The sequence below is a fragment of the Pseudomonadota bacterium genome (assembly GCA_039024915.1).
GTDB lineage: Bacteria > Pseudomonadota > Alphaproteobacteria > Rhizobiales > MH13 > MH13.
Map to the genome: position 1 here is coordinate 133077 of JBCCPK010000003.1, position 26008 is coordinate 159084.

Sequence of the window (26008 nt, forward strand, 5' to 3'; positions counted from 1 at the left end):
CCACGCTGACGATGACGCGCCCGGACAATGGGCTTAGGGTCGCGACCTGGGAATCGTTTTGGCGTTTGTTTTTGGGGGGCGCTGCCGTGGATGAAGATACGCCAATCGACAGAGAAGAACGGGCCGGTACGGCGCAGAAGGCGCGCGATCAGCTTTCTGAAGCGGCCCTGTTTTTCCATCAGTATCCACGACCTGGGAAACTGCAGGTTACAGCCACAAAACCGCTCGGCAACCAGCGCGACCTTGCCCTGGCGTATTCGCCGGGCGTGGCGGCTCCGTGTCTTGAGATCGAAAAGGAGCCGCTGGCAGCCGCCAAATATACCGCACGCTCGAACCTCGTCGGGGTAATCTCTAATGGAACCGCGGTTCTGGGACTTGGGGCGATCGGGGCCTTGGCGTCGAAGCCGGTGATGGAAGGCAAGGCGGTCCTGTTCAAAAAGTTCGCAGGGATCGACGTGTTCGATATTGAGGTCGATCAGACTGACGCGGATGCGTTCATCGAAACCGTCGCTGCGCTGGAGCCAACCTTTGGCGGGATCAACCTTGAAGATATCAAGGCTCCAGAGTGCTTCGTGATCGAGGAAGCGCTCAAGCAGCGCATGGACATTCCAGTGTTCCATGATGATCAGCACGGGACAGCGATCATCGTGACGGCCGCCGTACGCAACGCACTTGAGCTTTCTGGCAAGGACATAAAGTCCATCAAGCTCGTCACTGCGGGTGCTGGCGCGGCAGCGCTGGCGTGCCTAGGTCTGCTGGAGCAGGCTGGCTTACCAAGAGAGAATATCTGGATCACCGACCTTGAGGGGTGTGTCTATCAGGGTCGCGAAACCCTCATGGACCCGTACAAGGATCGCTATGCACAAGCGACCGATCACAGAACCCTCAGTGACGTCATTGAGGGGGCTGACATCTTTTTGGGACTGTCAGCCGGTGGCGTTCTGAAACCCGAAATGGTCGCAAAAATGGGCCCCTCGCCTTTGATCATGGCGCTTGCCAATCCAAATCCGGAGATCCACCCCGATGAGGCTCGGGCGGTTCGCCAAGATGCGATCATCTGCACCGGACGGTCAGACTATCCCAACCAGGTCAACAACGTTTTATGCTTCCCCTACATCTTCCGTGGCGCGTTAGATGTAGGCGCGCGCACCATCAACACCGAAATGAAGTTGGCGGCTGTCGAGGCGATCGCGGCGCTTGCGCGGGAGGAACCCTCTGAGGTTGCTGCACGCGCCTATGGCGGCCAGTCTATGGTGTTCGGCCCCGATTTTCTTATCCCCTCTCCTTTCGACAACAGGCTCATCTTGAGGATAGCGCCCGCGGTCGCACGGGCGGCGATGCAATCCGGTGTTGCCAACAACCCGATCGACGATTTCGAAGGCTATCTCGATCAGTTGAACCGCTTCGTGTTCCGTTCCGGCCTGATCATGAAGCCTGTGATCGCGCAGGCCAAAGCCGACCCGAAGCGGATCATCTATGCCGAAGGCGAGGATGAACGCGCCTTGCGTGCTGCTCAGGTTGCACTCGAAGACCGGATCGCCGTCCCCATTCTCATAGGACGACCGGCAGTGCTCGCCGATCGCGCGAAACGTTTCGGGCTCAAGCTCAAACCCGGGCAAGACTGCGAGGTCATCAACCCGGAAGACGATCCACGTTACAGAAGCTACGTTGACGCCTATTTTGAGGTTGTCGGCCGCTCTGGCGTGACCCCCGACGCGGCACGGACAATCGTGCGCACCGACACAACCGTGATCGGCGCGATCGCGGTGAAGCTGGGGGACGCAGATGCCCTCATCTGCGGACTCCAAGGCGGCTTTTCGGGCCACTTTTCCCGAATACGGGACATTCTGGGGCTGCTCGACGGCGTGTCGGACTATTCGACGCTTTCGCTGCTTATTATGGATAAGGGCGGCTACTTTCTCACTGACACCTACGTCAGTTACGACCCAACCGCAGAAGAGGTCGCCGAAACAACAATCCGCGCTGCCCATCATATTCGCCGCTTCGGCATCGAGCCGAAAGTGGCCTTGGTTTCGCACTCGAATTTTGGCTCCCGCCCAACGTCATCGGCGCTAAAAATGCGCAAGGCCTTTCAAATCCTGCAGGACGGCGGCATCGACTTTGAGTGTGACGGCGAAATGCATGCTGATGTTGCCCTCAGCCAGGTGCTGCGTGATCGCGTGATGCCGGACAGCCATTTGAGTGGTGAGGCCAACCTCTTGGTTATGCCCTCGCTTGATGCGGCCAACATCGCGTTGAACATGACCAAGGTTCTGGGAGAGGCATTACATGTTGGCCCGATCCTGATCGGACCGGCAAAGCCCGCCCATGTTCTGACGCCTTCAGTTACCTCTCGCGGCGTGGTCAACATGACCGCTCTGGCCTGTGTCGACGCCCAAAACAGAGAAGATAGCCAAGGCTAGAGGCTTGCCGCGATCAACGGAACCAGCAGCGCTGTAAGTAAGCCGTTGAGCGCCATCGCGATTCCCGCAAACAAACCTGCGACTGGGCTGACCTGAAAAGCGCGCGCCGTTCCGATGCCGTGCGCGGCAACCCCCGCGGCAAAGCCACGCGCGGCCATGTTTTCGATCCGCATGAGGTTCATCAGCGGCGTGACCATCACGGCTCCCAAGATACCGGTCATGATGACAAAAACAGCGGTCAGTGACGCGATTCCGCCAAACTCAACCGCGATGCCCATCGCAATCGGAGTTGTGACTGATTTCGGCACAAGGGACCAAAGAAGCTCGCCATCAAGGCCAAAAGCCAGCGCGATACCGACCACCGAAGCGACAGCCGTTACGGCACCCGCTGCGAGCGCGACGATCACAGGCACGGCATAGCGTTTGACCTCAGGCCAATTGTCCACGAGCGGCATGGCCAGCGCGACCGTCGCGGGTCCAAGCAAAAAATGCACAAACTGGGCACCCGAGAAGTAAGTCGCGTACGGCGTGGAAGACGCAACCAACACCACCGCGACCAGGCCAGCGGCAACAATCACCGGATTGGCGAGCGGGTGGCGGTTGAGCGCCTTGGAGGCCCCGTCCGCAATGGCGTAGGCGACCACGGTGAGCGTGAGCCAAAGGAGCGGAGTTGCTTCGAGAAAGACCCAAAGCTCAAGCAGATCGGGAACGACGTCATCCATCGCTGTTCTGCCCATCGGGGTTTGGGGTGCCGCCGGGCCCCATCATTCGCGCAACAACGATGAACGCGGTGGCTGTGACAACCAGGGTCAGCAAGGTGGATAGTCCAAGGGCAATCAAGAGCGGCCAAAGATGATCGGCGAACACACCCAGATGTTGAACCAGCCCGACTGCCGCAGGAACGAACAGGAGGGACAGGTGCACGAGCAACGTGGACGCAACGGGCCTGACAATTTCACGCAACCCCGCCGAGAGCGCCAGCAAACAGGCCAGCAAGACCAAACCGATAACGGGCCCAGGCACGCCCAGGTTGAACAGGCGCGCAGCGCCTTCCCCGAGCAGCTGCATGCCCAGTATGAGCGCAATTGCTGCAATCACGACCGAAAAGCCATGCGCTCTGACAGGTCATTGCGCACCTGCACTGTGTAGGCTGGTGGGTGGACCAATGGAACCAGAGGCGCGTCAGGCGGCATCAGCATGGGCAACGCGTCCTGACTTTACGCTGGCTTCCATTTCAGCCCGATCAGCAAGCGGCAGAAGCGTCTCGATTAGCTTCAAATATCGCGACGCTGGCAAGGCTGGTGCAAACAGGAAGCCTTGAGCTTCCCGGATTCCAGCGCGCCGCAAGTGCGCAAGTTGTTCCGCTGATTCAACGCCCTCTGCTACAATTGCCATCCCGAGCTGGCCGGCAAGATCGGTCAAGGTGTGCGCGATGGATTCACCCGCTCCGCCTTGGCCGATCTGATCGATGAACATCTTGTCGATCTTCACCATGTCGAGCCCCAACTGTTGCAGGTAGGCCAGCCCGCCGTGGCCTGTGCCAGCGTCATCGAGAGCTACGCGGCAACCCAGCGCCTGCAGCCCACCGACCACCGACTTCGCTTTGGTGAGATCATCCAAAGGCGTCCGTTCGGTAACCTCGAAAACCAGCTGCTCAAAACCGATGGGCGTAGGCCCAAACAATTGCTCGACTTCTTCAACGATATCCATCGATTTGAAGTGTTGATTGAACAGATTGATAGCGACTTTCAGCTGTGGGCGCATGCCATAGGCCTGGCCAAGATCCAACGCCATCGTTTGCATCAGCATCCGCGTTATCGGGACTGCAAGCCCACTGCGCTCAGCGGTGTCGATGAACGCACCGGGGGACACCAGTTCACCATCGGGTTTGCGCCAGCGCACAAGCATTTCAGAACCAATGAGGCGACCTGTTTCGACATCGAACGTTGGCTGGTAGTAGGGCACGAATTCTCCGCGAAGCATGGCACGCTCGATTACGCTGACCGCCCTGGGCGTGGATTCGATAACGCGTCCAGCAAACAGCACCAGCAATGCACCAAGTCCTAGCATGCCGATGGTCGCCCAGACTTTCAGCGGCCCAAACAACGCCTGTGCTGGACCCGGATCGGCCCTGATCACAACCTCAAGGCCTTCGATCTCGATCGTATGGAGCTGGGAACCGTTACCTGCGGAACCGGCCAATCGGTCGGCCTGCGATGTCCCTTCGTCTTCTAGAACGGTTCCCAGAAACGAAATGCTCGCCACCGCAAGCGGGTTATACGCCGCCAAAGCCTGGCGAATAGCGTCGAGAGGCACAAAGGCTGCGATCCGCTGCTCATCGCGCCGCAGTGCAATCAAAAGTCCACGCACGTCGTTGGTGGTCAACAGAACGGGTGCTGCCGAAAATCCAGGGCGCTGCATGGATTGCAAGGGCTGGAGAAACTGGAAAGGCGCAACCTCCCCCTGAGGAGATGCGCATGCCACCTGTCCGACCGTGCCCAGAAAGGCTGTCATTGCAATCATGGGATTGGAGATAACCGAAGCCGTCAGGGTGTTGCCGGTATTGCCAGTACACCCATCGCTCGACGCAGCAATGTTGGCGATGTCTCCGTAGACGCCGGCGAGCGATCGCTCCAGCCGAACAGCGGCATCAGCAATGTGGGCGTCGAGTGCGCGGCTCGCGGAAGTCGACGCATAGCGTTCGATGGCCAAATTCGTCAGCGCGGCCAAAAGCAGTGCAACGAGGCAACTGCCTACAAAGAAGCCTAAAAGTCTCAGACGAACTTTCAATGATGACCCTCTGAAGATCAGCAACATATCTGGCAGCGGATAGCTAACCAAGGGTGAACGCAGGATCAAAACGCACAGTTGGCTCCAGATGGTTTGCCAACAAACCAAAGCCTAACCGATTGTCACCAACAGCCAAGCCCCTGGACGCCGCCAAATGCTTGCCGACGGGGGCGTTAAATGGCATGCAAATCGCGATCGGCAACAATCCGAAAGAGGAATAGATGGAAGCGCTGTTCATCGGGCACGCCTATATCGATGTGACCTTCATAGCTGACAGCCTTCCTGAGGGCGACGACAAAACCATCGCACAGGACTACGCTGTTTCTTACGGCGGAAATGCCGTGACGGCGGCGTTCGCGGCGGCAAAACTTGGTGTCAAACCTGATCTGCTGTGCACCTCCGCCGACGATTGGTTGTCGCTCATGTTCCGAGAGATGGCGCGATCTTCAGGCGTCCGCATTCATGAACGCAAGGTCTCTGAGGCGTCTCTGTCGTTCGTTATTCCCAAGGATGGAAAACGCGCCATCGTCCGTTGCCGCGACGACCATTACCTGCACCCGTTTCCGAACCTCAATCTCGATGGCTGCAAAATTTTGCATGTCGATGGACACCAGGGCGACGCCGCGCTGCATTACGCAAAGGCCTGCCGTGAGCGAGGCATCGCGACCTCGCTGGATGGCGGTGCGGTCCGTAAGAACACAGATGAGCTTCTGAGGTATATCGACGTCGCGGTCATCTCCGAAGCGTTTTGCGATACTTGGGGGCTTGAGCCCCGCGACGCACTTGAAAAGCTCAAAACCTATGGATGCCGGGTTGGCGCGGTGACCATGGGATCAGAGGGGGTCGTTTATTACGCGCAGGACGGCTCGATCCAGCATATGAACGCGCTGCCAGTACCAGCGGATCGCGTGGTAGATACCAACGGCGCCGGCGACATCTTCCATGGTGCCTACATCGTTTCCATGCTGCAGTTTCACAGCCGCACTTGGACCGAGCATTTTCGCTTTGCGCGCGGTGCATCGGCCCATGCCATCCAGCATCTGGGCAATGAGCACTCCGTCCCGACGCACGCCGATATTGAAGCGGTGCGCCGGGAATTTGAGCGTGTATCGGTTTGATCAGCTTGCGGGCGGCGGATTGATCCGCAAGTTCAATTCTTGCAGCTGAGCGGCGCTCGCGGGCGCGGGCGCGCCCATCAGGATGTCTGCGGCTTGCTGGTTCATCGGGAACAACGCAACTTCGCGAACCGACTTCGCACCACATAGAAGCATGACGATCCGATCCACACCCGCGGCCATGCCGCCGTGTGGCGGTGCCCCGTACTGGAAGGCGCGGTAAAGCCCGCCAAATTGATCTTCGACCTCGGCTGCCGTCTTTCCGGTAACCTCGAAAGCCTTGACCATCAATTCAGGTATCTGATTTCGGATCGAGCCCGAAGCGATCTCATAGCCGTTGCAGACGAGATCGTACTGGTACGCCTTGAGGTCGAGAAGCGCGTCGTTGCCGCCCTCGATCGCCGCATTCAGACCATCAAGACCGCCCTGCGGCATGGAAAACGGGTTGTGCGAGAAGTCGACCCGCTTGTTTTCCTCATCCCACTCGTAGAACGGGAAATCGACAATCCAGCAAAGCTCGAAGCGATCCTCATCAACAAGGCCTAGCTCGCTGCCGACCTGCGTCCGCGCATCGCCTGCAAAGCTAGCAAACTGCTTGGGGGAACCGGCCACGAAAAATGCTGCATCGCCCGCTTGGAGGCCGAGTTGCGCTCGGATGGCTTCCGTGCGCTCCGGACCGATATTCTTTGCAAGCGGCCCAGCACCTTCAACAGCCTCACCCTCGGCCCGCCAGAAAATATAGCCCAAACCGGGCTGCCCCTGAGCCTGCGCCCAAGAGTTCATGCGGTCGCAAAACGCGCGGCTTCCGCCGGTTTTAGCAGGAATTGCCCAGACTGCGTTTGCGTCGTCTTCAAGCATACGCGCAAAAATCTTGAAGCCTGAGCCCCGGAAGGGTTCGGACACATCCTGCATCTCAATTGGGTTGCGCAGGTCAGGTTTGTCCGACCCGTACAAGCGGATCGCATCGGCGTAGGGAATACGCCGGAAGTTCTGCGATACGGGCTTTGCGTCCGCGAACGCTTCGAAAACCTGTCTGAGGACCGGCTCCATTGTCTCCCAAACGTCTTCTTGGGTCACAAAACTCATTTCCAGGTCGAGTTGATAAAACTCGCCGGGCAAGCGATCTGCGCGCGGGTCTTCGTCCCGGAAACACGGGGCGATCTGAAAATAGCGGTCAAAGCCGGCAACCATAAGAAGTTGCTTGTACTGTTGAGGCGCTTGCGGCAGCGCGTAAAACTGGCCGTGATGGATGCGGCTGGGAACCAGGAAGTCGCGGGCGCCTTCCGGGCTCGATGCGGTTAGTATCGGCGTCTGGAATTCGGTAAACCCGGCAGCCGCCATCCGTTCGCGCATGTCCGCGATCACCTTGGTCCGCGTCATGATGTTAGCGTGCAACGTCTCTCGCCGTAAGTCCAAAAACCGGTAACGCAGCCGCGTATCTTCGGGGTATTCGGGCTCGCCAAATACTGGCAAGGGCAGCTCATCTGCCGCACCAAGCACTTCGATCTCAGTTGCAAAAACCTCGACAGCGCCGGTCGGTAATGCCTCATTGACGGTCTCTGGCGTGCGCTCTTTTACCTTACCATCAAGCCGCAAGCACCATTCAGAGCGAACCGTTTCCGCCAAGCCAAAGGCAGGGGAATCGGGGTCAATGACGATCTGCGTCATGCCGTAGTGGTCGCGCAGATCGATAAACAGAACGCCACCATGGTCGCGGACACGATGGACCCAGCCAGACAGACGGACGGTGTGGCCGACTTGGTCACGGCGAAGGTCGCCACAAGTGTGCGAGCGATAGCGATGCATCGAAGCTTTTTTCGGCATGGTGGACATACCGAACCTCTAATTGGATGAAAGATGTGGCGGTTTGATAGCTGCCCGCGACGATGCGCGGCTTAGCGTCGATAGCGCTTACCCGTCAACCATCGCCGGTTCGGCGCATGGAAATAGCGACCGCATTAAGAGCTTTCCACTTGCGCAGCCATTCGAAACTCGCCAGTACAGCGGTGCGAGGACACCATGAACTTACTGAGCGACTCCCAATCGCTTGCCGCGCTCTGTACGCGTTTGGCGCGGGAACCTTTCATCACAATCGATACCGAGTTTCTTCGCGAGAGCACGTTCTGGCCCCAGCTGTGCCTCGTACAAGTCGCGGGGGCGCATGAGCATGCGTTAATTGATCCGCTCGCCGACGCAATCGATCTTGAACCACTTTTTGCCTTGTTGGCAGACACGAACGTTTTGAAAGTCTTCCACGCTGGCCGGCAAGATATCGAGATTTTCAATTACCTCACTGGGATGATACCGGCTCCCATTTTCGATACGCAGATTGCGGCCATGGTCTGCGGCTACGGGGACCAAGTCGGCTATGATCAGATCGTACGCCAAACGATCGGCGCCTCGATAGACAAATCCAATCGATTCACAGATTGGTCCCGCCGGCCGCTGAATGAAGGGCAGCTTGCCTATGCAGCAGCTGACGTAACGCATTTGCGCCAGGTCTATCTGCACCTGAAGTCGATTTTGGAGAAGAAACAGCGCGAAAGCTGGGTGCAAGAAGAACTGGCGGTGCTCATCGACCCTCAAACGTACAGTGTTGACCCTGACCGGGCGTGGGAACGATTGAAGCTACGTGCCCGCAAGCCAATCGAGTTTGCTGCTTTGAAGGCCGCCGCGAAGTGGCGGGAGCAGATCGCACAGGAGCGCGACGTTCCGCGACGGCGCATTTTAAAGGATGACGCTGTCTACGAACTCGCACAGCAGCGTCCGCAATCACTTGAAGCGCTGACGCGCTTGCGTGCTGTGCCGCGTGGTTTCGACAAACAGCCCATTGCGAAATCGCTGATCACTGCAATGAAAAAGGTCGCTTCGATCAAACCGGACGATTTGCCCAAGCTTCCTCGGCAGAAGCGAAATCCAGAGACTTCCCCCGCATTGACGGATCTCTTGAAGGTGGCGTTGAAACTGGTGGCTGAGCAGGAAGGTGTCGCACCGCGGATTATCGCCAGCGCCGATGAGCTGGAAGCCATCGCCATTCACGGCGACTGCGACGTCAAAGCGATGACAGGATGGCGAAGGCAGCTGTTTGGCGAACTGGCTCTTGCGGTTCGCAGTGGGGAAATGGCGGTTGGCGTCCGTGGGAAATCGGCCGTTCTGGTTCCGATGAAGGAAACCGTCGGCTAAGGTGGTCGCTTTTCCTTTGTCCAGGTCCCGGAGGCTCAAGCCGTTCTGGCCTGTCCAACGTCATCAACGATGATCGTCGCGCCCGGGGCTCCAACTATTCTAGAAAGCGCATTGAGACGCTTGATCAAGCGCTCCCCTCGCAAGGCTTGGAGCTTGGGCGGCAGGACCAATGTCACCTCGCCGCCAGCCAGTGGAGCGATACGCGTTGCCGGTAATACGCCCGCCATGCTCGCCGTCAGAGCATAAGCGACGCGCAGCAAGGCGCCCAAAAGGCGGGCACGCTCCCGCAGACGTTTCGGGGTTATGGCTTTAAACTGCTCGTCCATCTGGCCTTCGGATAGCCCTTCATAACGATAATAATTGGCCATAGCCAGAAAGAGCCTGCCTGCATGATCGATCCCGCTGAAGGCACCGTGGGCAATGATGTTGTGGCTCTGTGTTCCACGATAGTCAGTGTGGGCTCGCCAGCCTATGTCAGCCAGTAAACACGCAGCCGTCCTTAAGCGCGCCTCACCTTCGTCTTCATCGAAACCCAAGCTGGAAAATGCTCGGCCCGTCCACTCGGCAAGCTCGTGTGCGTGCGCCGGCGACCGTGACCGCAAGATCGCAAGCTCGTTCGCGGCATCAAGCAATGGGTCGCGATTGCGCTCGTGCGGAGCAAGGTCCCGATAAAGGAGACCTTCGCGAACACCCAAAGCGGATAAAGTAACTTGCTTAGGTGTGCTCACAGCAAAAAGAGCAAGCAGGATGGCCGCACCATAGGGAAGCAAGGCCTTCCGACTACGCGAAACGGAGTCCATGGCGGCGTCGTCCGCGTAATTTTCGCGGACAACATCCTCGCAAAATGCGCTATAGGTCTGCGCGTCCACTGAATAACCGTGCATGACTGAGAGAGGGTATCCGGACACTGCCATGTGGAGCTTGGCGAGGTTCCGCCAGGTTCCGCCGACCAGGTAGAGGGTTTGACCCTCTATGCCCGGTGCCACCTCGTCCTCTGTCAGCATCTTCTTTGCGATCTTCATCGCCTGCTTGGGATCGCCGTCGGATTCCTCAAGCATTCTGATAACGCCCAGCTTATGCGATACGCCCGCGCCGATACCGCCAGGGTCAATGCGCACCAGTTCCAGGCTTCCGCCACCAAGGTCACCAACGTACCCATCGGGCTGATGGAAACCGGCCTGGACACCGAGCGCTGCCGCTCGGGCTTCCTGCATACCTGACAAGATCGTCAACTCGACATTCAGAATTGCTTGCGCACTGGCAATGAAGGCATCGCCGTTTGCGGCCTCCCGAACAGCAGCGGTAGCGATCACCTTCAAGCGCCGCACATCCATCTGATCGCAAAGATGACGGAACCGCGCCAGCGTGGCTAACGCCAGTTCCAGCGCCTCAGCTGACATCTCTCCGGTCTTGGCAAGGCCCTTTCCCAAGCCACACAACACCTTCTCATTGTACAGCGGGGTCAGTGCACGAGACAGTCGTTCATAAGCAACCAGGCGAACCGAATTCGAGCCGATGTCGATCACTGCGACTGGCCCAAACCCATGCAGCCTGCCCTGCCCTGCCTCGGCGAGCGGTTGCAAAAAACCGTCAGCTTTCGCGTCGGGTGAACGATCTGGGCTTGTGCGTTTGAAGGGATTTTCCACGGCCGGACAGACTAGGATTGGTCATGAAATAACGATGGGCATTAAACGGTTCTTCGCCGCGGGCGGGCACGATCCGCTTGTGCCGGCCATCCGCCAGCAACTCCCAGCTTTGCTGGTTGTCTTTAAGACTTGCAACCATGATTTGGTCGAGTATCTGCGTGTGGACGGTTTCATTGTGGATGGGTACCATCGCTTCGACCCGCCGATCGAGGTTGCGTGGCATCAGGTCGGCAGAGCCGATGTAAATGATTGCTTCTGGCGAGGGCAGACCCGAACCGTTGCCGAAACAGGCGATGCGTGAATGCTCAAGAAACCGGCCAACGATCGACTTCACTTCAATGTTGTCCGACAGTCCAGGTACACCAGGTCGCAAGCAGCAGATGCCGCGGATGATGAGGCTGACGCTAACCCCCGCTTGGCTGGCTTCGTAAAGCGCATCAATCAATTGCGCGTCGACCAGTGAGTTCATTTTCAGCCAGATTGAAGCGGGCCGGCCGGCGCGCGCATGATCAATCTCTGAGCGGATATGCTCAAGCAGGCGCGACCGCATCTTGGTCGGTGAGACGACCATCCGTTCGAGTTCGGCAGGCTCGGCGTAGCCCGTGATGAAATTGAAAATTCGCGCAACATCCCGTGCGATTTGCTGGTCAGCCGTGAAGAACGACAAGTCGGTGTAGATGCGAGCGGTGATGGGGTGATAGTTGCCAGTACCAATGTGGCAAAGGCTAAGGAGCTGCCCCGCCTCTTGCCTTACGACCAATGACAGTTTGGCGTGGGTTTTGAGTTCAAGGAAACCAAAAACGACTTGGACCCCAGCCCGCTCGAGGTCACGAGCCCAACGAATGTTGGCCTCCTCATCGAAGCGCGCCTTCAGCTCAACGAGCGCGGTGACGGATTTGCCCGCTTCAGCGGCCTCTATCAACGCTTTGACGATCGGCGAATTGTTCGACGTTCTATAAAGGGTCTGCTTGATCGCAACGACTTGCGGGTCGGCTGCAGCCTGCCTGAGGAACTGAACGACCGCATCGAAGCTCTCATAGGGGTGGTGAACAACCAGGTCCTTCTGCCGGATGGCCGCAAAACAGTCGCCGCCATGTTCGCGGATCCGTTCAGGAAAGCGGGGCGAATGCGGCGTGAACTTAAGGTCATCGCGATCGATATCGACCAGTTCGGACAGTTCGTTCAGTGCCAACGCGCCTTCGACAGGGAATACTGCCGAACGGTCCACTTCCAGCTCGTCAGCGACAAGGTTCATGAGCGAAGATGGCGTCTGTGCATCGATTTCGAGGCGGATCACGGACCCTCGCCGACGCCTTTTCAGCGCACTTTCGAAGAGGCGCACCAGGTCCTCAGCCTCCTCTTCGATCTCAAGATCGCTATCTCTGATAACGCGGAACGTGCCGGTTCCTGTAACCGTGTAGCCTGGGAAAAGGCGGTGGATAAACATCTGCACCACCTGCTCAAGCATGATGGTCCGGTGAACCTTACTTCCCTCGTCAAAGCGTGGCAGCGCCACGAACCGAGCGCTTTTAAGCGGCACGCGGATAAGGGCAGTCATCGATTTGTTTTTCGCCATCGCGGCGCTTGTATCTGATGCGAGAGTACGCGCGCCCTGATCTTGCTCTCGTACCAACTGCAGGGCGATAGAAAATCCCAGATTGGGAATGAATGGGAAGGGGTGCGCCGGATCGACGGCCAAAGGCGTCAGAACTGGGAACACGTGGCTGAGAAAATATCCGTCCAGCCAATCGCGCTCGCGCTCATCCAATTCATGTCGATCGACGATTTGAATACGCTCCTCAGCCAAAAGTGAGCGAAGCCGCGTGAATTGCTCCTGTTGGAGCCTCGCAAGAGACGCGACCTCCTCGCCAATGGCTGTGAGCTGCTCAGCGGGGGTCAGGCCATCGTCAGAGCGTTTTGTGATGCCCTCGCGGACTTGGCCGACAAGTCCGGCCACACGCACCATGAAAAACTCGTCAAGGTTGTTGGCAGAGATCGAAAGAAACCGCAAACGCTCAAGAAGCGGGTGATTGGCATTGTCGGCTTCTTCAAGCACGCGCAGGTTGAAGCCTAACCACGAAAGCTCACGGTTGATAAAGCGTTCGGGCGACGCCATGAGATGATCGAACATGGGCTGGTCGTCCAAGCCGGCTTGACCGTCGGATGTGATGCTCGCGATTTGCTCTCCGACCGACATTTCCCCGTTTACTCCTCTAGCAGCGACCTCAACCGTATCGCGAACCGCTCGTCGAAACCTAGCCAGCCTGTTTGTCACGCATTTGACATGTCCAGTTGGACCAGCACATCGCGCGCCAACGCCTTGGTAATCGATCTACCAGCGGCCAACGATTGCGCGTCAATGAGCGAAACCAATCGGCTCAAGGTCGCATAGGACCGCTCCATTCGAACGAACAGGTAAGAAGCTATATCAGGATCGACCATCAATTGCCGATCGCTAAACAGTTTGATCGCAATCGCGGTAAACAATCGATCATCAGGGGCATCAATCTCTGCTCTTACGCCAGCACGCAAGCGCGAGAGCGTGTCTGGTCTCTTGATGGGGGCGCTTTCAGGCTTTTCCCGAGCTGTCACCAGCACCGGTATCTGGGCGGCTCGTGCAGCCTCCAGAGCGTGGAAAACCCTGTCTTCATCAACACCGAACCATTGTTCCAGACCGTCGATAATCATGACGGCCGGTCTCTGAGAAAGATCGGGCACGCCGGACTGATCGGGATCAAGCCAGAGTGCGGATCCAAGCTCAGCCATCGCAACATGCGCGAGATGGGTCTTACCACTACCGGGCTCGCCAATAACCGTAGCGACAGACGTCGGCCACTGCAGTTCGGCGACCATGAGCCTGGCATCAGCGTTCGCCTCCCCTGCAATATAGTCCTCGGCCGCATAGGATGGCTCGGACGGTAGATCGAGGGGGAGCTGCTGAACGCTGGCCTGATCCATCGATCGGCTCACGCTTCGGTTTCCGCCGAGCTGTCGCCCGCTGCGCCGCTGAAATAGACGCTCTTTTTGTAGCGGGCGACCGCAAAGCGGGTCAGCACACCGATGGACGCCGCAGCGGGAACAGCGATCAACAGGCCGACAAAGCCGTACAGCGATCCAAAAGCGAGCATCGCAAAGAACAAAACAACCGGATGCAGGCCAACAGCATCACCGACAATTTTCGGCTGTAGAAAGTTGCCTTCAACAAATTGTCCGAACACAAAAATTCCCGCCACGGCCACAATCCACAGTGGCTCAGTCCAGAATTGAACAAGTGCGACGCCAACGGCACTAACAAAGCCGGTGACGGAGCCGATGTAAGGTATAAAGCTCAGAACACCGGACGCGATCCCGATCAAAAGGCCAAAGTTGAGGCCAACGGCGGAAAGCGCGATGGCATAGAAAGTGCCCAATATGAGCGCGAGGATGAACTGTCCGCGGATGAACCCCGACATGACCCCATCAATCTTCGTCATCAAGTCGCGGATCGTATCAGCGTGGTCGCGGGGCAACAGGGCATCAACCCGCGCTACAAGATTATCCCAGTCGTAGAGCATATAGATGGCGACGATCGGGGTGATCACCAAGGTCGACATCAGCCCCACAACGGCCGCGCCTTGATCTAAAATACGGCCCGCGAGCGCTGCCATCGTGCCTGCGTTTGCTTCAAAAAAGCTGCGCACCAAGTCAAAATTGATCGTTCCAAGCCAGGTGACGATACCGTCGAAACTCCACTCGGCGGGTAGCAACGCACTACGCGCGGCAAGGTCAGCTTCAGAACTCGGCGTCAGAATCGCGTTGATCGCCTGATAGTCCTCGTCGGCGAGCCCAAAGACGGTCCTGAGTGTCTCGGGAATGTAGGGCCGGAGCGCCTGAAGCAGGCCTATAAGCTGCTCGACCAGCAACGGCACAATCAAAACCAAAGCAAGCGCAACGATGAAGATAGCAATAGCGGTGATGGTCAGCGTCGCCATCAGTCTCGAGAAACCTCGACGCTCAAACCAGTCGGCTGCCGGGTCAAGCAGATAGGCGATTGCCATTCCTGCTATGAACGGAAGTAAGACCCCCCGAAAAACGTAGATGAAGACAATTAGGATAAGCGCGGCAAGGGCCCAAAACAGAGCTTGGCGTTGAAGGGTCATCGGCGAAGTCAAACCTTGTAGCAAAAACGCGCGGCCTGCGCGTTATGAACAATAAGATCAATCCTGTCCCGGTTCTAGACAACACGCGCAGGCATATGCGCTTGAATTGCCCGGGGGAATGCGTCACCTGACGTCCAGATTTCGAAGGAGCCGTCATGCGGGCATCAAAAGCCTATCGCGAAGCAGGCGTCGACACTGAGGCAGGCGCGGCGCTTGTTGACCGCATCAAGCCGCTTGCACAATCGACTGCGCGCACCGGTTCATCGCCAGATCTTGGCGCGTTCGGTGGCCTGTTCGATTTGGCGGCTTGCGGCTACGAAGATCCTGTTTTGGTCGCTGCTAACGATGGCGTCGGCACAAAACTCAAGGTGGCGATAGAAACCGGTAGGCATGACACGGTCGGAATCGATCTGGTGGCAATGTGCGCCAACGACCTTATCGTGCAAGGCGCTGAGCCGCTGTTCTTTCTCGATTATTTCGCGTCAGCCCATCTCGATGTCGACGCGGCAGAAGCTGTTATTGCCGGGATCGCCACGGGCTGCAGACAAGCGGCGTGCGCCCTGATTGGTGGCGAGACAGCGGAGATGCCCGGGATGTATGCCGCAGGAGACTATGATCTTGCAGGTTTCTGCGTTGGTGCCGTTGAACGAGCGCGTGTTCTGCCACGTAACGACATGCGGGCCGGTGACGCTCTCATTGGACTGCCATCTTCGGGCTTCCACTCAAACGGCTTTTCACTCATCCGAAAAATTCTGAACGACCATGGGCTGTCTTACAGTGATGGTACGTCGTTTACGGGCGAGCTGTCCGTCGGCGATGCACTGCTTGAGCCGACGCAAATTTATGTGAAACCGATACTCGCAGCACTGCGCACAACCGATGGTATCAAAGGGTTGGCGCACGTTACCGGTGGTGGCCTTGTCGAAAACATACCAAGGATGCTTCCAGAAGCGCTCGCGGCGGACCTCGATCTTTCCCAGGTGAAACAGCCTCCAGCAATGGATTGGCTATCAGCCTTAGCTGGCCTTGGAAATGAGGACCGGCTAGCGACCTTCAATTGCGGGCTTGGTATGGTACTCGCCGTGGCGCATAAGCAGAGCGCTTCGGTGATCGGTGCCCTCAGTGACGCTGGCGAAGCACCGGTTTTGGTTGGTGAGCTGGTGCCTCGGACGTCGGCTCCCGTCAGCTTCAACAAGCTGCCAAAAAGCTGGTGATGCGCACAGCAATTCTCATTTCTGGTCGTGGGTCGAACATGCAAGCCCTGCTCGACGCCGCTTCCCAGCCTGCATTTCCCGCTGAGATTGTTTTGGTCGGCTCCAACCGCCCGAACGCAGCCGGTCTGCAAATCGCAAAACACCATGGGGTCGAGACCATAGCGGTCGATCACAAAAGGTTTAGAAAAGACCGAGAAGCCTTTGAGCGTGCGCTCGATCAGGAGCTTCGAACAGCGCGCGTCGAGTTGGTCTGCCTGGCCGGCTTCATGCGCATACTCACACCTTGGTTCACGGGGCAATGGTCCGACCGACTGATCAACATTCATCCCTCTCTGCTGCCGGCTTTCAAGGGCCTCGATACCCACCAACAGGCTCTCGATGCGGGCGTTTCCGAGCATGGCTGCACGGTCCACTTTGTGCGACCAGAGATGGATACCGGGCCCATAATTGATCAGGCCCGCGTTCCAGTTATCGTTGGTGATGATGCGGAAAGCTTGGCTGCGCGGGTGCTTGAACAGGAGCACCGTCTTTATCCCCACGTCCTTGGTGAGCTTGCGCGTGGGCTTCCCAACGGAACAGTTCGCGTGGATGGTGAGCGGGTGATCGGCGTCACCCCCCTCACCTGACCGGTTCATTCAATCAGCCTCGTGGTGGCGGCGGGCGACGAAACCCTGGACGGCCATCGTGGTTTGGACGGGGTGGACGACGTCCGTCGGCACGACGCTCTCCCGGTCGCTGCCGCGGCTGCACGCTGCCACGGACACTCTGTTTCATGAAGCTGTCGTCCGGTGTCCCAACAAAGCATCTTGGAACATAGGGAAATTCGTCCGTGATAACGTAGTAATAGGTGCCTTCGGGATACTCGGCGGTCACGCCCGTTCGTCCATTGCACGCATCAAGATCCCCTGTACCGGCAAAGGTCCAGTCGGCAGTAAAGGTGCCATCATAGGCTCCACCGGGACCCGAGTCGCGTTCCCCGACCTTCAACTCCCAGCCGGAGCCCAACTCCACCAGTCCTGATGTTGGATCATCCGAGTCTGCGTATCCTAAGGGTCCATAGATCGGAAAACCGTCGGCGGCATAGCCGAGCAGCGTTGGCGCGTTACCTTGGCTCAGTCGCTCGAGCAGTGCTTCGGGAATACCGTGATAATGATAGGCCCCATTGGGCTGGACGTGGGCGTTGCTTGAATCGAGCCCCAGATCCTGAGACTGCGTCCCAAACGCCTCATAGTTCCATCCTGACGAACGATCACCGTTCCAGAACTCCGCCGTGGCCGGGTCAAAGATCACGCCGTTGGACGCGACGCCGAAAACATACTCATCGGTCGATGTCGTTGTGGACGTCGCGACAGGCTCCACGGGCATTTCGAAACGGTAGCTTTGGGGCTCGATACTGTGGGGATTGCCTTGGTTGGGAAACGAACCTGTCTGGTGGTCGGGTAGGCCGTCGGCGGTAATTGTCCGAACGCTTCCATTTGCCGTGATGCTGAAGCTCGCCGCAGCCGTAGCACCGCCGATCGCCAGCTCTTCAAGCAGCAGATCGAGGACACTTTGATGCTCCTCGACGAGTGCCTGGCCTGTTGCAGCAACTTCCTCATCGTGGCCAGAATGGGCGAAGGAGGTCGTAGGTATCGCCGTGCCAGCGAGAAGAACGAGGACCATTGCGGCCAGGGTCAGACGCTTCCATCCCGGAATGGCATCTCTTGATGTGTCACTTGAAGCTTCGTGGGATTGTGGGGTGTGCATGGTCGTCGCCTTTCGCGCTGTGGATCAGCTCAAAGCTTGCCTTCCGGCGCTTGTTCACGGATCCGTGAGGATGCCGTGAAGGTGGGCCGTCGGGCGTTCGACTACCAGTTAAGCTTCGGTCATGTTCTTGCTTTGTCCATTACCTTTGCTTCATGACAATATGGACAGAAAGCGCTGATTTCTCATAAAAAAGGCGGCTCCATGTGCCGCCTTCTTCATCATCAGATCCACGGTGCCGAGCACCTTCAAGCCTTTGATTAACCGACGATCTCCAACTCAGAGAACCAGTAAGCAATCTCTTCCTTGGCGGTATCCGGTCCGTCGGATCCATGGACGGAATTCTCGCCGATTGACAGGGCGAACTCCTTACGGATGGTTCCATCGTCTGCCTCGGCGGGGTTTGTCGCGCCCATGACTTCGCGGTTCTTGGCGATGGCGTCTTCGCCTTCAAGAACCTGAACGATAGTCGGCGCGGAAGACATGAAGTCAACCAACTCGTCAAAGAACGGGCGCTCACGGTGGACGGCGTAAAAGCCTTCCGCGTCCTTGCGGCTCATCCACACGCGCTTGGAGGCGACAACCCGCAAGCCGGCGGCTTCGAGCTTGGCGGTAATTTGCCCGGTCAAATTACGGCGTGTGGCATCGGGCTTGATCATGGAAAAAGTGCGTTCAATGGCCATGATGGCGTTCCTATTCATATCGAGGGTTTTGGGATGTGCACGCGGATCGCCCGGCGCCTGAGTGGGCGCGGTATAGGCCGGGCGCGCGAACGCATCAAGCGGGCTATCAGAGGTCGCGCGTTTCCATGCGACCTTTTTTTGTTCAAGCAAGCTTCAACGCAGACCTTTGGCCACAGGCGTCAATGACACGCCAGAACCAGCTTTCCATGAGTTCGTCGCCAGCTAAAACATCATAGGTTGATGTCGCCTTGGCCCAGCAAAAAGACGCTGTCAGTGCGAGGTCTGCGAACAGCGGTTGGGCACCACCGAGATAGTCTGCGCTTTCAAGTCGTCGGCGGTAGGGCTTGAGAAACGTTGCCAGTCGCGCCCGCTCCCTGTCGCGACCGCGCTGGACGTCTTCGAGCGATGCGCCGAACCGTGCCTCCCGGCTCTTTCTGAAGTACGCCTGATCGGCGGGCGCGAGCTGATCGTGGATATCCTTGATGATCATCCGAGAGATCGTGGGATAGAGCCCGGTCACTATCAGATTGTCGATCAGGGCTGCGTTCTGAATCCCACCATGTCCGCCAAAGATGCTTGTAGTTTCAGGATACTGCTCTTCGAGATAGGCGCAGATATCAAAGCTCTCCACGATCGTTCGCGCGCCGTCGATCAGCACCGGGACACGGTTGTGGATGCCTTCCAGATCTTTGGGTATTCGCGTGAAGGGCGTGGGTTTATTTTCAAACGCAAGCCCCTTCAAACCAAGGGTCAGCCGCACCCGCCACGAGTAGGCCGAAAACAGTCTGTCCGGTTCCGCACCACATAACTCGTATAAGGTTCTCATATCCGTTCGCTCATATCAGCTTGATTGCCAGAAGCCCTTGTGCGCTGGACCGCTGACCTTGGCAATGCTACCGCCCCCCATGCTTGAAATCTCAAATGTGACCTACCGGTTAGGCGATCGGCTGCTGTTCGACGGAGCGAGTGCCGTCATTCAAAAAGGCTCGAAGGTCGGTTTCGTTGGTCGAAATGGCGCGGGTAAGACCACGCTTTTCAAGCTCATTCGGGAGGAGGTTGCACCCGAAAGCGGAGAAATCCGATTGCCACCGCGTACCAGACATGGCGGCGTGGACCAGGAGGTTCCAGCCGGACCGGATAGCCTTCTCGACGTCGTCATGGCGGCCGACGGCGAGCGTAGTGCGCTCTTGAGGGAAGCGGAAACGGCAACCGACGGCCTGCGGATTGCAGAGATTCAAACGCGTTTGGCCGACATTGGCGCGCACTCGGCAGAAGCCCGCGCCGCCCGCATCCTGAAAGGTCTCGGCTTCAGCGATGACGAACAAAGGCGACCTTGCGCCGACTTTTCCGGCGGATGGCGTATGCGCGTTGCACTGGCTGCGGTCCTCTTCTCGGCGCCCGACCTTCTGTTGCTCGATGAACCGACCAACTACCTTGATCTCGAGGGCGCGCTTTGGCTCGAGACCTATCTTGCGCGTTATCCGCACACCCTCATTGTCATCAGCCATGACCGCGACCTGCTGAACAGCGCCGTCTCGCAAACGCTGCATCTCGAGCAACGGCGTTTGCAGCTCTATGGCGGCCCGTTTGACACATTCGATAAACAGCGCCGATTGCAGCTGGCGGTCGAGAGCAAGGCTCAGGCGAAACAGGCGGCACAGCGCGCACATCTTCAGAGTTTCGTTGATCGGTTCCGGGCAAAGGCCACCAAGGCACGCCAGGCTCAGTCACGCTTGAAGGTTCTGTCCAAGATGGAACCGCTCGCTCAACGTATCGATGAACGCGTCGCCGACTTCCACTTTGAGGGCCCACTGAAAGTGAAATCACCGCCGCTTATTTCCGGCATTGACCTCGCAGTCGGCTATGAACCCGATAAGCCGATCCTGTCGGGTATGACCTTCCGGCTTGATCCGGATGACCGGATCGCGCTGCTCGGCCAGAACGGAAATGGCAAATCGACGTTCGCGAAACTGTTGGCGGGCAGGCTGAAGCGCCAATCGGGGCGTCTGGTGCATCCCGCTAAAATGCGCGTCGCGTTCTTCACCCAGCACCAGCTTGATGATCTCAACCCGCAGCAATCACCCATTGGTGCCGTACGTGAACGGATGCCTCACCAACCCGAAGCGCGGGTCCGGGCAAGGGCGGCCCAAATGGGCTTTGATCGTCTGCGCATGGAAACGCCTGCGGGCAAGCTATCGGGCGGAGAACGTGCACGCCTTCTGCTGGGGCTTATTACCTTCGGGGGCTGCGATCTGCTGATCCTCGACGAGCCAACGAACCATCTTGATATGGAAAGCCGCGAGGCACTGATCGCTGCTCTGACTGCCTTTGAAGGCGCTGTGATCGTTATTTCCCATGATCGGCACCTGATCGAAGCGACCGCGGATCAGCTTTGGCTTATCGAAAACGGCCAATTGGCGGTCTACGACGACGATCTTTCGGCCTATAGGCGCGGCATACTCGCTCGTGTCGATGGTAAAGCACCGATCGACAAGAAGGCACGCAAAGCAAAGCAGAAGGCGCGCAGACGCTTCGAAAGATCCGAGAGCGAGGCGTCTTCCCAGCCGCCCAAGCGGCCTAACCCGGCAACGGTGCGGAAGCACATAAGGGAGGCCGAAGCAAAGCTCGCCTCGATCCGCGATCAGATCAAAAAAATCGACGCTGAGCTTTCGGACCCGGGGCTGTTTGCGAAGAACGCTGAGCGTGGTGCTAAGCTCGCAGCGCTTCGCGCGCAAGGAGAAGCCGCGCAGAGCCGCTGGGAAAGCCGCTGGTTGGAGTTGCATGAAGCGCTCGATGAGGCGCCCGACGAAGCTGGCTGACGCGGTTAGCGGAAACCGATGAACTCCGCATACTCAGGCAAAACAGTTTCCCACCAGACCAAATCATCGCGAAACGTCTCGACCTTGATGCCGTGCCGTGTGTTGATGGCGAATTGGATAACCGCGTCTCCATCAGAACCGATATAAGCCTTTCTAAACCGTCGGGTCTGGTTCCATTCATTGATGCGTTCGACAGTGATACCATCAAGTGTGAATGAGGCAGTCAGCGTGAGGTCTGCGCAGTCCGGGTCACAATTGTAAACGTCGATCACGTAGTTCAGGCCGTCCATTTTTGCGGCGACATACCGCGCGCCATCATCGTCCCGTTCAACAGTTGCAGCACCCTTTTCGGCCGCGAGCAGTACGAGGTCATCTATGTCAGCGAACAACAGACCACCGACGCTTCCGCCTGGGTTGGTAACGAATGTTTCCGTTCGTTCTGGTGCGGGAGCCGGAGCGGGGCCTTTCTGAGCCAACGCCGCACCATTGATGCCTAACAGGGCGAGACAAAAGGGAAAGACCAACGCAACGCGACGCCCGGAGGCTCGATACTGCTTGCTGGATAAATTCGGCGCGCGCTTCTTCATCGTGATCGATCCCCAGGTCGCATGGCAGTCCCAACTGTGGCGCATCGGGAGACGACGTTCAATCCATTGGGTCTTGGGCATTAAGTATCGCCCGCTTTCTCCCAAGTGCCGGAAGGGGTTTGCTTCCAATAGATGAGTTCGCCATCGGAACTTTTTAGAGCGCGCCAACAGGTGCGCGCCGCCTCGACCTCCTGCTGCTCTTGGCCGTTAAACATCAGGACGAGCCGTTCATAAGCTTGGAAGTCGGTTTCGTGGTCGGGGAACGCCCCTGCGACAAAAAAACGTACGGTTGCGCGGTTTGGGTTGTCATCTTCGGTTGTCAGCCAGACCGGCTGGCGCTCCGAATTCGGATCAGGATGTCCATCGGAACCGACCGAACTCCCATGTGGAAGAAAGCCTGCTTGGGAGTGGGTCCACAAATGGGTGTCAAGTTCAGCCAGCCTGTCTCGATCCGCTGCCTGAACAACAACGCGCCACCGCCGCTCAAGGGACTTGAGCAGAAGAGTGGGCAGAGCGGACTCGAGCGTCGTCGAGGTCAGATGGTAAAAACCGATCTGGGTCATCTGAACTCGCCTGGTGCCTCAGCTGCTGGCGCTTTCGTGTACCTCGGCGATATACCGATCAAGCAGCCGAACACCGAAGCCAGAACCGAATGAATTGTTGATCGCAGACTTAGGCGCGGACATCGCCGTGCCCGCGATGTCGAGGTGCGCCCATGGCGTATCGCCGACAAAACGCTGCAAGAACTCTGCGGCTGTTATCGAACCGGCATAACGACCGCCAACGTTCTTCATATCGGCGAAGGTGCTGTCGATGAGCTTGTTGTAAGCCGGTCCAAGCGGCATGCGCCAAACCTTCTCTCCTGTCGCGTTGCCGGCTGCGTGAAGCTGCTCGGCCAATGCGTCATCGTTTGAGAACATTCCCGCATATTCCTGTCCCAAGGCGACCAAGATTGCGCCGGTGAGCGTCGCGAGATCGATCATGACCGTTGGCTCAAAGGTTTCCCGCGTGTAGTGCAGCGCATCGGCGAGCACCAAACGACCTTCCGCGTCGGTGTTGATGACCTCGATTGTCTTTCCCGACATCGAGGTAACGATGTCACCGGGCCGCTGCGCTTTGCCGTCAGGCATGTTTTCCACCAGCCCGATAACGCCAACGACGTTTGCCTTGGCCTTGCGTGCAGCTAGAGCGTGCATGAGCCCCGTCACGCAGGCAGCGCCGCCCATATCGCCTTTCATCGCCTCCATGCCACCGGCTGGCTTGATCGAGATACCACCGGTGTCGAAGACAACGCCCTTGCCGACGATTGCGACGGGCTTTTCGTCGTCGGCTCCGCCCTTCCAATGCATGATCGCCATGCGCGCAGGCTTTTCGGACCCCAGTGCAACGCCCAATAGGGCGTTCATCCCGAGATCTGCCATCGCTTCTTCGTCAAGAACCGTGACTTCAACAGCCAGATCGCGCAACGCCTCTGCGACGCCGGCGAACTCGACGGGGCCAAGGACATTGGCGGGCTCATTGACCAAGTCACGGGCGAGAATGGTCCCAGCGGCAACTGCTTCCGCCTTCGCATAGGCCAGCTCCAACTCGGCTTTGTCTTTGGTGTACACGGTAATGCTGATCGCCTGCGGCGCGCTCTCAGCCTCCTCGGCTGCATCGTCCGCTGCTTCATCGCTAGAAGCAGCTTGCCCGGCTTGGCTTTTGTAACGCTCGAACTTGTAGGCACCGAGCTTTATGCCGGCCAGCAGCTCGGCTGCCTCTCCGGCTCCGAGATCATCAAGCAGAAGCGCAGCCGAAGGTGACTTACCCACGCTGGACGCGATTTTTCCGCCGAGATGCAGATGGGGTTCAGGGCCGGACGCCTTCCCTGCGTCCGCCGATAACGCGATCAGGTGCGACGCAGGCGCACCCGGTAGTGCGAAGAATGCTTTGGAAGACCCCCAGCTTGCCTTCATCTTCGCCGCGGCAAGAGCGGCCTTGAGTGCGCCCTTGCCCGCTGCGTCTATTGCCGCGGCGCTTCCAGCCAGCTCTTCGACATCCGCGACCAATATAATGACGAGCTCCTCATCGATGTCCGGCATCGCTGCGTCTGAAGCGCGATCAACGAACGTGTAGGTAACCTGGGGCATCGGATCCTCAACAAAGAACGTGGGAAATGCACAGCGGCGAGCTCTGGGCGGAGCTGCTGTGCGCCACACGTGAGGTGACGCATCGCGGGCACTTTGGCAAGTCTGCCGATTGGCGGCGACCGTTTATATGTTTACCATTGCTCAACCACGGCGACCCGCGAACCGTGATCAAACCGCAAGACTACGTTAAGGTTTCAGTTAGGTTGCCGATTGCTGAACGATGCCGTTCGGAATTGTTGGTGGCGCAGCTCAAGCGGATGCGAGAAGCCAAGAACATGCACTCTTTGTTATCCGGCAAATGCCGGACAAACAGGGGCGAATCGGGCACATAGAGCTATGCGGTGTGGGAGTGGGAACTGATGCTGGGTTTGAGCGCATGAAAGGTCGGGTTGGCCTGCTTGATCGCTACGTCTTCACCATGGCGCTTGGGTCGCTCGGTGGCATGGTATTGGCCATGACCGCACTCATCATCTGTGTGGTCGCGCTACAGGAACTCGATGTTGTGACCAACCAAGGCGCGGCGCTTGCCACGTTTGCGGTTCTGACCTTTCTCAGCCTTCCGGCACTGATCTCACTTGTTGCGCCGATTGGCCTTTTTCTCGCTCTCTTGTTGACCCTCAATCGGCTGAGCGCCGAAAGCGAAATCGTGGTCATGAACGCATCAGGCGGCTCGCCTGGCGGACTGTTTCGACCGCTGTTCGCCGTAGCCCTCCTGGTCAGCCTTACCGTCGGGATCATTGGTCATTTTGTTGCCCCACCCGCCCAGATGGCGTGGCGCCTGTTGGTCTCCGAAGCACGCGCCGACCTGCTTTCAAGCGCGGTACGAGAGGGCACGTTCGTCAGGCTTCAAGACGGGCTCACTTTTCATATGCGCGCGCGGCAACCCGGCGGGCTTCTTACTGACATCGTCATTGCCGATACCAGCGCCTACCCAGAGGAACTGATCTACTTCGCCGAGCGCGGGACGATCGTTCGAACGGAACAAGGGTCCTTCTTGGCGGTTGAGGACGGCATGATCCAGCGGCGCACGCTGTCGGACTCGGGCAGGCTGAGCAATGCCTACCTATACTTCGACACCTATGCCATCGACCTGAGCTTTTCCGAGCCTGGCGGCGCGAGCGGATTTTTCAAACCCTCGGAACGATCTACGCGATACTTGCTGAACCCAGAACCTGATGATCCGTTCTTCCAGGCACGACCAGGACGGTTTGCCGAAGAGCTGCATACCCGCTTGGCGCTGCCGCTGTATCCACTGGCACTGGCCATCATCGTCGCCGTTGCCCTTGGCACGCCACATTCAGGCCGCGCCGGTCGGGGAAAGCGTGTCATCGCGGCGATCGGGGCCGCGGCGCTGTTACAGGGCGCACAATTTGGGTCGGCAAGTCTGATTGCTGCAGCACCAGCAGCATGGCCGCTCATCTACATGGTGCCTATCGCCGTCTTTGCCGGCGGTCTCGTTCTGCTGCGCAAACGGATGGAATTGCCGAGGACGCGCGCAGACAGCGGCACCCTCGATGGCCGCGTGGCGGCTGAGTAA

At 58.2% G+C, this 26008-nt stretch carries 21 protein-coding genes; 7 read left to right on the forward strand and 14 right to left on the reverse strand.

Features of this window, described 5'->3' with window-relative positions:
• Positions 1–104 precede the first annotated feature (104 nt).
• Positions 105–2423 (forward strand): NADP-dependent malic enzyme, encoded by a 2319-nt coding sequence (locus tag AAF739_06845; GenBank protein ID MEM6382372.1) that lies wholly within the window; start codon positions 105–107, stop codon positions 2421–2423.
• Here the strand turns inward: AAF739_06845 and AAF739_06850 are convergent.
• The 3 genes from AAF739_06850 to AAF739_06860 all read right to left on the reverse strand — a co-directional run bounded on the left by AAF739_06850 (position 2420) and on the right by AAF739_06860 (position 5213).
• Positions 2420–3145 (reverse strand): LrgB family protein, encoded by a 726-nt coding sequence (locus AAF739_06850; GenBank protein MEM6382373.1) that lies wholly within the window; start codon positions 3143–3145, stop codon positions 2420–2422. The genes AAF739_06845 and AAF739_06850 overlap by 4 nt on opposite strands.
• Positions 3138–3521, reverse strand: coding sequence for a CidA/LrgA family protein (locus tag AAF739_06855; protein ID MEM6382374.1), 384 nt, complete (start codon positions 3519–3521; stop codon positions 3138–3140). Before AAF739_06855 ends, AAF739_06850 begins: the two co-directional genes overlap by 8 nt.
• Before the next feature lie 84 nt (positions 3522–3605).
• Positions 3606–5213 (reverse strand): EAL domain-containing protein, encoded by a 1608-nt coding sequence (locus AAF739_06860; GenBank protein ID MEM6382375.1) that lies wholly within the window; start codon positions 5211–5213, stop codon positions 3606–3608.
• A gap of 221 nt (positions 5214–5434) precedes the next feature.
• Here AAF739_06860 and AAF739_06865 point away from each other — a divergent pair, with 221 nt between their 5' ends.
• On the forward strand, positions 5435–6331 hold the full coding sequence (locus AAF739_06865; protein ID MEM6382376.1) for a PfkB family carbohydrate kinase: 897 nt from the start codon (positions 5435–5437) through the stop codon (positions 6329–6331).
• Here the strand turns inward: AAF739_06865 and aspS are convergent, their stop codons facing one another.
• On the reverse strand, positions 6332–8134 hold the full coding sequence (aspS, locus tag AAF739_06870; protein ID MEM6382377.1) for an aspartate--tRNA ligase: 1803 nt from the start codon (positions 8132–8134) through the stop codon (positions 6332–6334).
• A gap of 213 nt (positions 8135–8347) precedes the next feature.
• Here aspS and rnd point away from each other — a divergent pair, with 213 nt between their 5' ends.
• Positions 8348–9511: a ribonuclease D gene (gene rnd, locus AAF739_06875; protein ID MEM6382378.1), complete on the forward strand. Its 1164-nt coding sequence runs from the start codon at positions 8348–8350 to the stop codon at positions 9509–9511.
• Between the two features lie 35 nt (positions 9512–9546).
• Here rnd and AAF739_06880 read toward each other — a convergent pair whose 3' ends face one another.
• From AAF739_06880 to AAF739_06895, 4 genes are all read right to left on the reverse strand, one after another.
• Positions 9547–11094 (reverse strand): Ppx/GppA phosphatase family protein, encoded by a 1548-nt coding sequence (locus AAF739_06880; protein MEM6382379.1) that lies wholly within the window; start codon positions 11092–11094, stop codon positions 9547–9549.
• Between the two features lie 7 nt (positions 11095–11101).
• Complete coding sequence (locus AAF739_06885; GenBank protein ID MEM6382380.1) at positions 11102–13288, reverse strand: RNA degradosome polyphosphate kinase; 2187 nt, start codon at positions 13286–13288, stop codon at positions 11102–11104.
• 140 nt (positions 13289–13428) lie between these two features.
• The gene (locus AAF739_06890; protein MEM6382381.1) at positions 13429–14127 is read right to left on the reverse strand and encodes a hypothetical protein; all 699 of its coding nucleotides are present in this window, start codon (positions 14125–14127) and stop codon (positions 13429–13431) included.
• Positions 14124–15296 carry an AI-2E family transporter gene (locus tag AAF739_06895; GenBank protein MEM6382382.1) on the reverse strand — a complete coding sequence of 391 codons (1173 nt, stop codon included), beginning with the start codon at positions 15294–15296 and terminating at the stop codon, positions 14124–14126. The genes AAF739_06890 and AAF739_06895 overlap by 4 nt, the downstream gene beginning before the upstream one ends.
• Positions 15297–15451: 155 nt before the next feature.
• On the opposite strand from AAF739_06895, the gene purM reads away from it, so the two are divergent.
• Together purM and purN are read left to right on the forward strand one after the other, a co-directional pair.
• A complete protein-coding gene (purM, locus tag AAF739_06900; GenBank protein ID MEM6382383.1) occupies positions 15452–16510 on the forward strand; it encodes a phosphoribosylformylglycinamidine cyclo-ligase in 1059 nt (352 codons plus the stop codon).
• Entirely contained in the window at positions 16510–17136 is a 627-nt protein-coding gene (gene purN, locus AAF739_06905; protein ID MEM6382384.1) for a phosphoribosylglycinamide formyltransferase, read from the forward strand. Before purM ends, purN begins: the two co-directional genes overlap by 1 nt.
• 13 nt (positions 17137–17149) lie before the next feature.
• On the opposite strand, the gene AAF739_06910 is transcribed toward purN, so the two are convergent.
• The 3 genes from AAF739_06910 to AAF739_06920 all read right to left on the reverse strand — a co-directional run bounded on the left by AAF739_06910 (position 17150) and on the right by AAF739_06920 (position 19762).
• The gene (locus AAF739_06910) at positions 17150–18256 is read right to left on the reverse strand and encodes a YHYH protein (protein MEM6382385.1); all 1107 of its coding nucleotides are present in this window, start codon (positions 18254–18256) and stop codon (positions 17150–17152) included.
• A gap of 257 nt (positions 18257–18513) precedes the next feature.
• Positions 18514–18936 carry a nucleoside-diphosphate kinase gene (gene ndk / locus AAF739_06915; GenBank protein MEM6382386.1) on the reverse strand — a complete coding sequence of 141 codons (423 nt, stop codon included), beginning with the start codon at positions 18934–18936 and terminating at the stop codon, positions 18514–18516.
• Between the two features lie 142 nt (positions 18937–19078).
• Positions 19079–19762, reverse strand: coding sequence for a glutathione S-transferase N-terminal domain-containing protein (locus tag AAF739_06920; GenBank protein MEM6382387.1), 684 nt, complete (start codon positions 19760–19762; stop codon positions 19079–19081).
• Positions 19763–19841: 79 nt separating this feature from the next.
• Between AAF739_06920 and AAF739_06925 the strand changes: the two genes are divergently transcribed.
• A complete protein-coding gene (locus tag AAF739_06925; protein MEM6382388.1) occupies positions 19842–21755 on the forward strand; it encodes an ABC-F family ATP-binding cassette domain-containing protein in 1914 nt (637 codons plus the stop codon).
• A 5-nt stretch (positions 21756–21760) separates the two neighbouring features.
• On the opposite strand, the gene AAF739_06930 is transcribed toward AAF739_06925, so the two are convergent.
• The 3 genes from AAF739_06930 to AAF739_06940 are packed head-to-tail and all read right to left on the reverse strand — an operon-like array spanning position 21761 to position 24423.
• On the reverse strand, positions 21761–22423 hold the full coding sequence (locus tag AAF739_06930) for a YbjN domain-containing protein (protein MEM6382389.1): 663 nt from the start codon (positions 22421–22423) through the stop codon (positions 21761–21763).
• Positions 22423–22905, reverse strand: coding sequence for a DNA polymerase III subunit chi (locus AAF739_06935; protein ID MEM6382390.1), 483 nt, complete (start codon positions 22903–22905; stop codon positions 22423–22425). Before AAF739_06935 ends, AAF739_06930 begins: the two co-directional genes overlap by 1 nt.
• 18 nt (positions 22906–22923) lie before the next feature.
• On the reverse strand, positions 22924–24423 hold the full coding sequence (locus AAF739_06940; protein MEM6382391.1) for a leucyl aminopeptidase: 1500 nt from the start codon (positions 24421–24423) through the stop codon (positions 22924–22926).
• A 424-nt stretch (positions 24424–24847) separates the two neighbouring features.
• Between AAF739_06940 and AAF739_06945 the strand changes: the two genes are divergently transcribed.
• Entirely contained in the window at positions 24848–26008 is a 1161-nt protein-coding gene (locus tag AAF739_06945) for an LptF/LptG family permease (protein ID MEM6382392.1), read from the forward strand.

Excerpts from the sequence above, each read along its gene's own strand:
- AAF739_06850 (MEM6382373.1), bottom strand. The coding sequence starts at position 3,145 with ATGGATGACGTCGTTCCCGATCTGCTTGAGCTTTGGGTCTTTCTCGAA.
- AAF739_06865 (MEM6382376.1), top strand. The coding sequence starts at position 5,435 with ATGGAAGCGCTGTTCATCGGGCACGCCTATATCGATGTGACCTTCATA.
- aspS (MEM6382377.1), bottom strand. The coding sequence starts at position 8,134 with ATGCATCGCTATCGCTCGCACACTTGTGGCGACCTTCGCCGTGACCAA.
- rnd (MEM6382378.1), top strand. The coding sequence starts at position 8,348 with ATGAACTTACTGAGCGACTCCCAATCGCTTGCCGCGCTCTGTACGCGT.
- AAF739_06885 (MEM6382380.1), bottom strand. The coding sequence starts at position 13,288 with ATGTTCGATCATCTCATGGCGTCGCCCGAACGCTTTATCAACCGTGAG.
- AAF739_06895 (MEM6382382.1), bottom strand. The coding sequence starts at position 15,296 with ATGACCCTTCAACGCCAAGCTCTGTTTTGGGCCCTTGCCGCGCTTATC.
- purM (MEM6382383.1), top strand. The coding sequence starts at position 15,452 with ATGCGGGCATCAAAAGCCTATCGCGAAGCAGGCGTCGACACTGAGGCA.
- purN (MEM6382384.1), top strand. The coding sequence starts at position 16,510 with ATGCGCACAGCAATTCTCATTTCTGGTCGTGGGTCGAACATGCAAGCC.
- AAF739_06910 (MEM6382385.1), bottom strand. The coding sequence starts at position 18,256 with ATGCACACCCCACAATCCCACGAAGCTTCAAGTGACACATCAAGAGAT.
- ndk (MEM6382386.1), bottom strand. The coding sequence starts at position 18,936 with ATGGCCATTGAACGCACTTTTTCCATGATCAAGCCCGATGCCACACGC.
- AAF739_06920 (MEM6382387.1), bottom strand. The coding sequence starts at position 19,762 with ATGAGAACCTTATACGAGTTATGTGGTGCGGAACCGGACAGACTGTTT.
- AAF739_06925 (MEM6382388.1), top strand. The coding sequence starts at position 19,842 with ATGCTTGAAATCTCAAATGTGACCTACCGGTTAGGCGATCGGCTGCTG.
- AAF739_06930 (MEM6382389.1), bottom strand. The coding sequence starts at position 22,423 with ATGCCCAAGACCCAATGGATTGAACGTCGTCTCCCGATGCGCCACAGT.
- AAF739_06935 (MEM6382390.1), bottom strand. The coding sequence starts at position 22,905 with ATGACCCAGATCGGTTTTTACCATCTGACCTCGACGACGCTCGAGTCC.
- AAF739_06940 (MEM6382391.1), bottom strand. The coding sequence starts at position 24,423 with ATGCCGGACATCGATGAGGAGCTCGTCATTATATTGGTCGCGGATGTC.
- AAF739_06945 (MEM6382392.1), top strand. The coding sequence starts at position 24,848 with ATGAAAGGTCGGGTTGGCCTGCTTGATCGCTACGTCTTCACCATGGCG.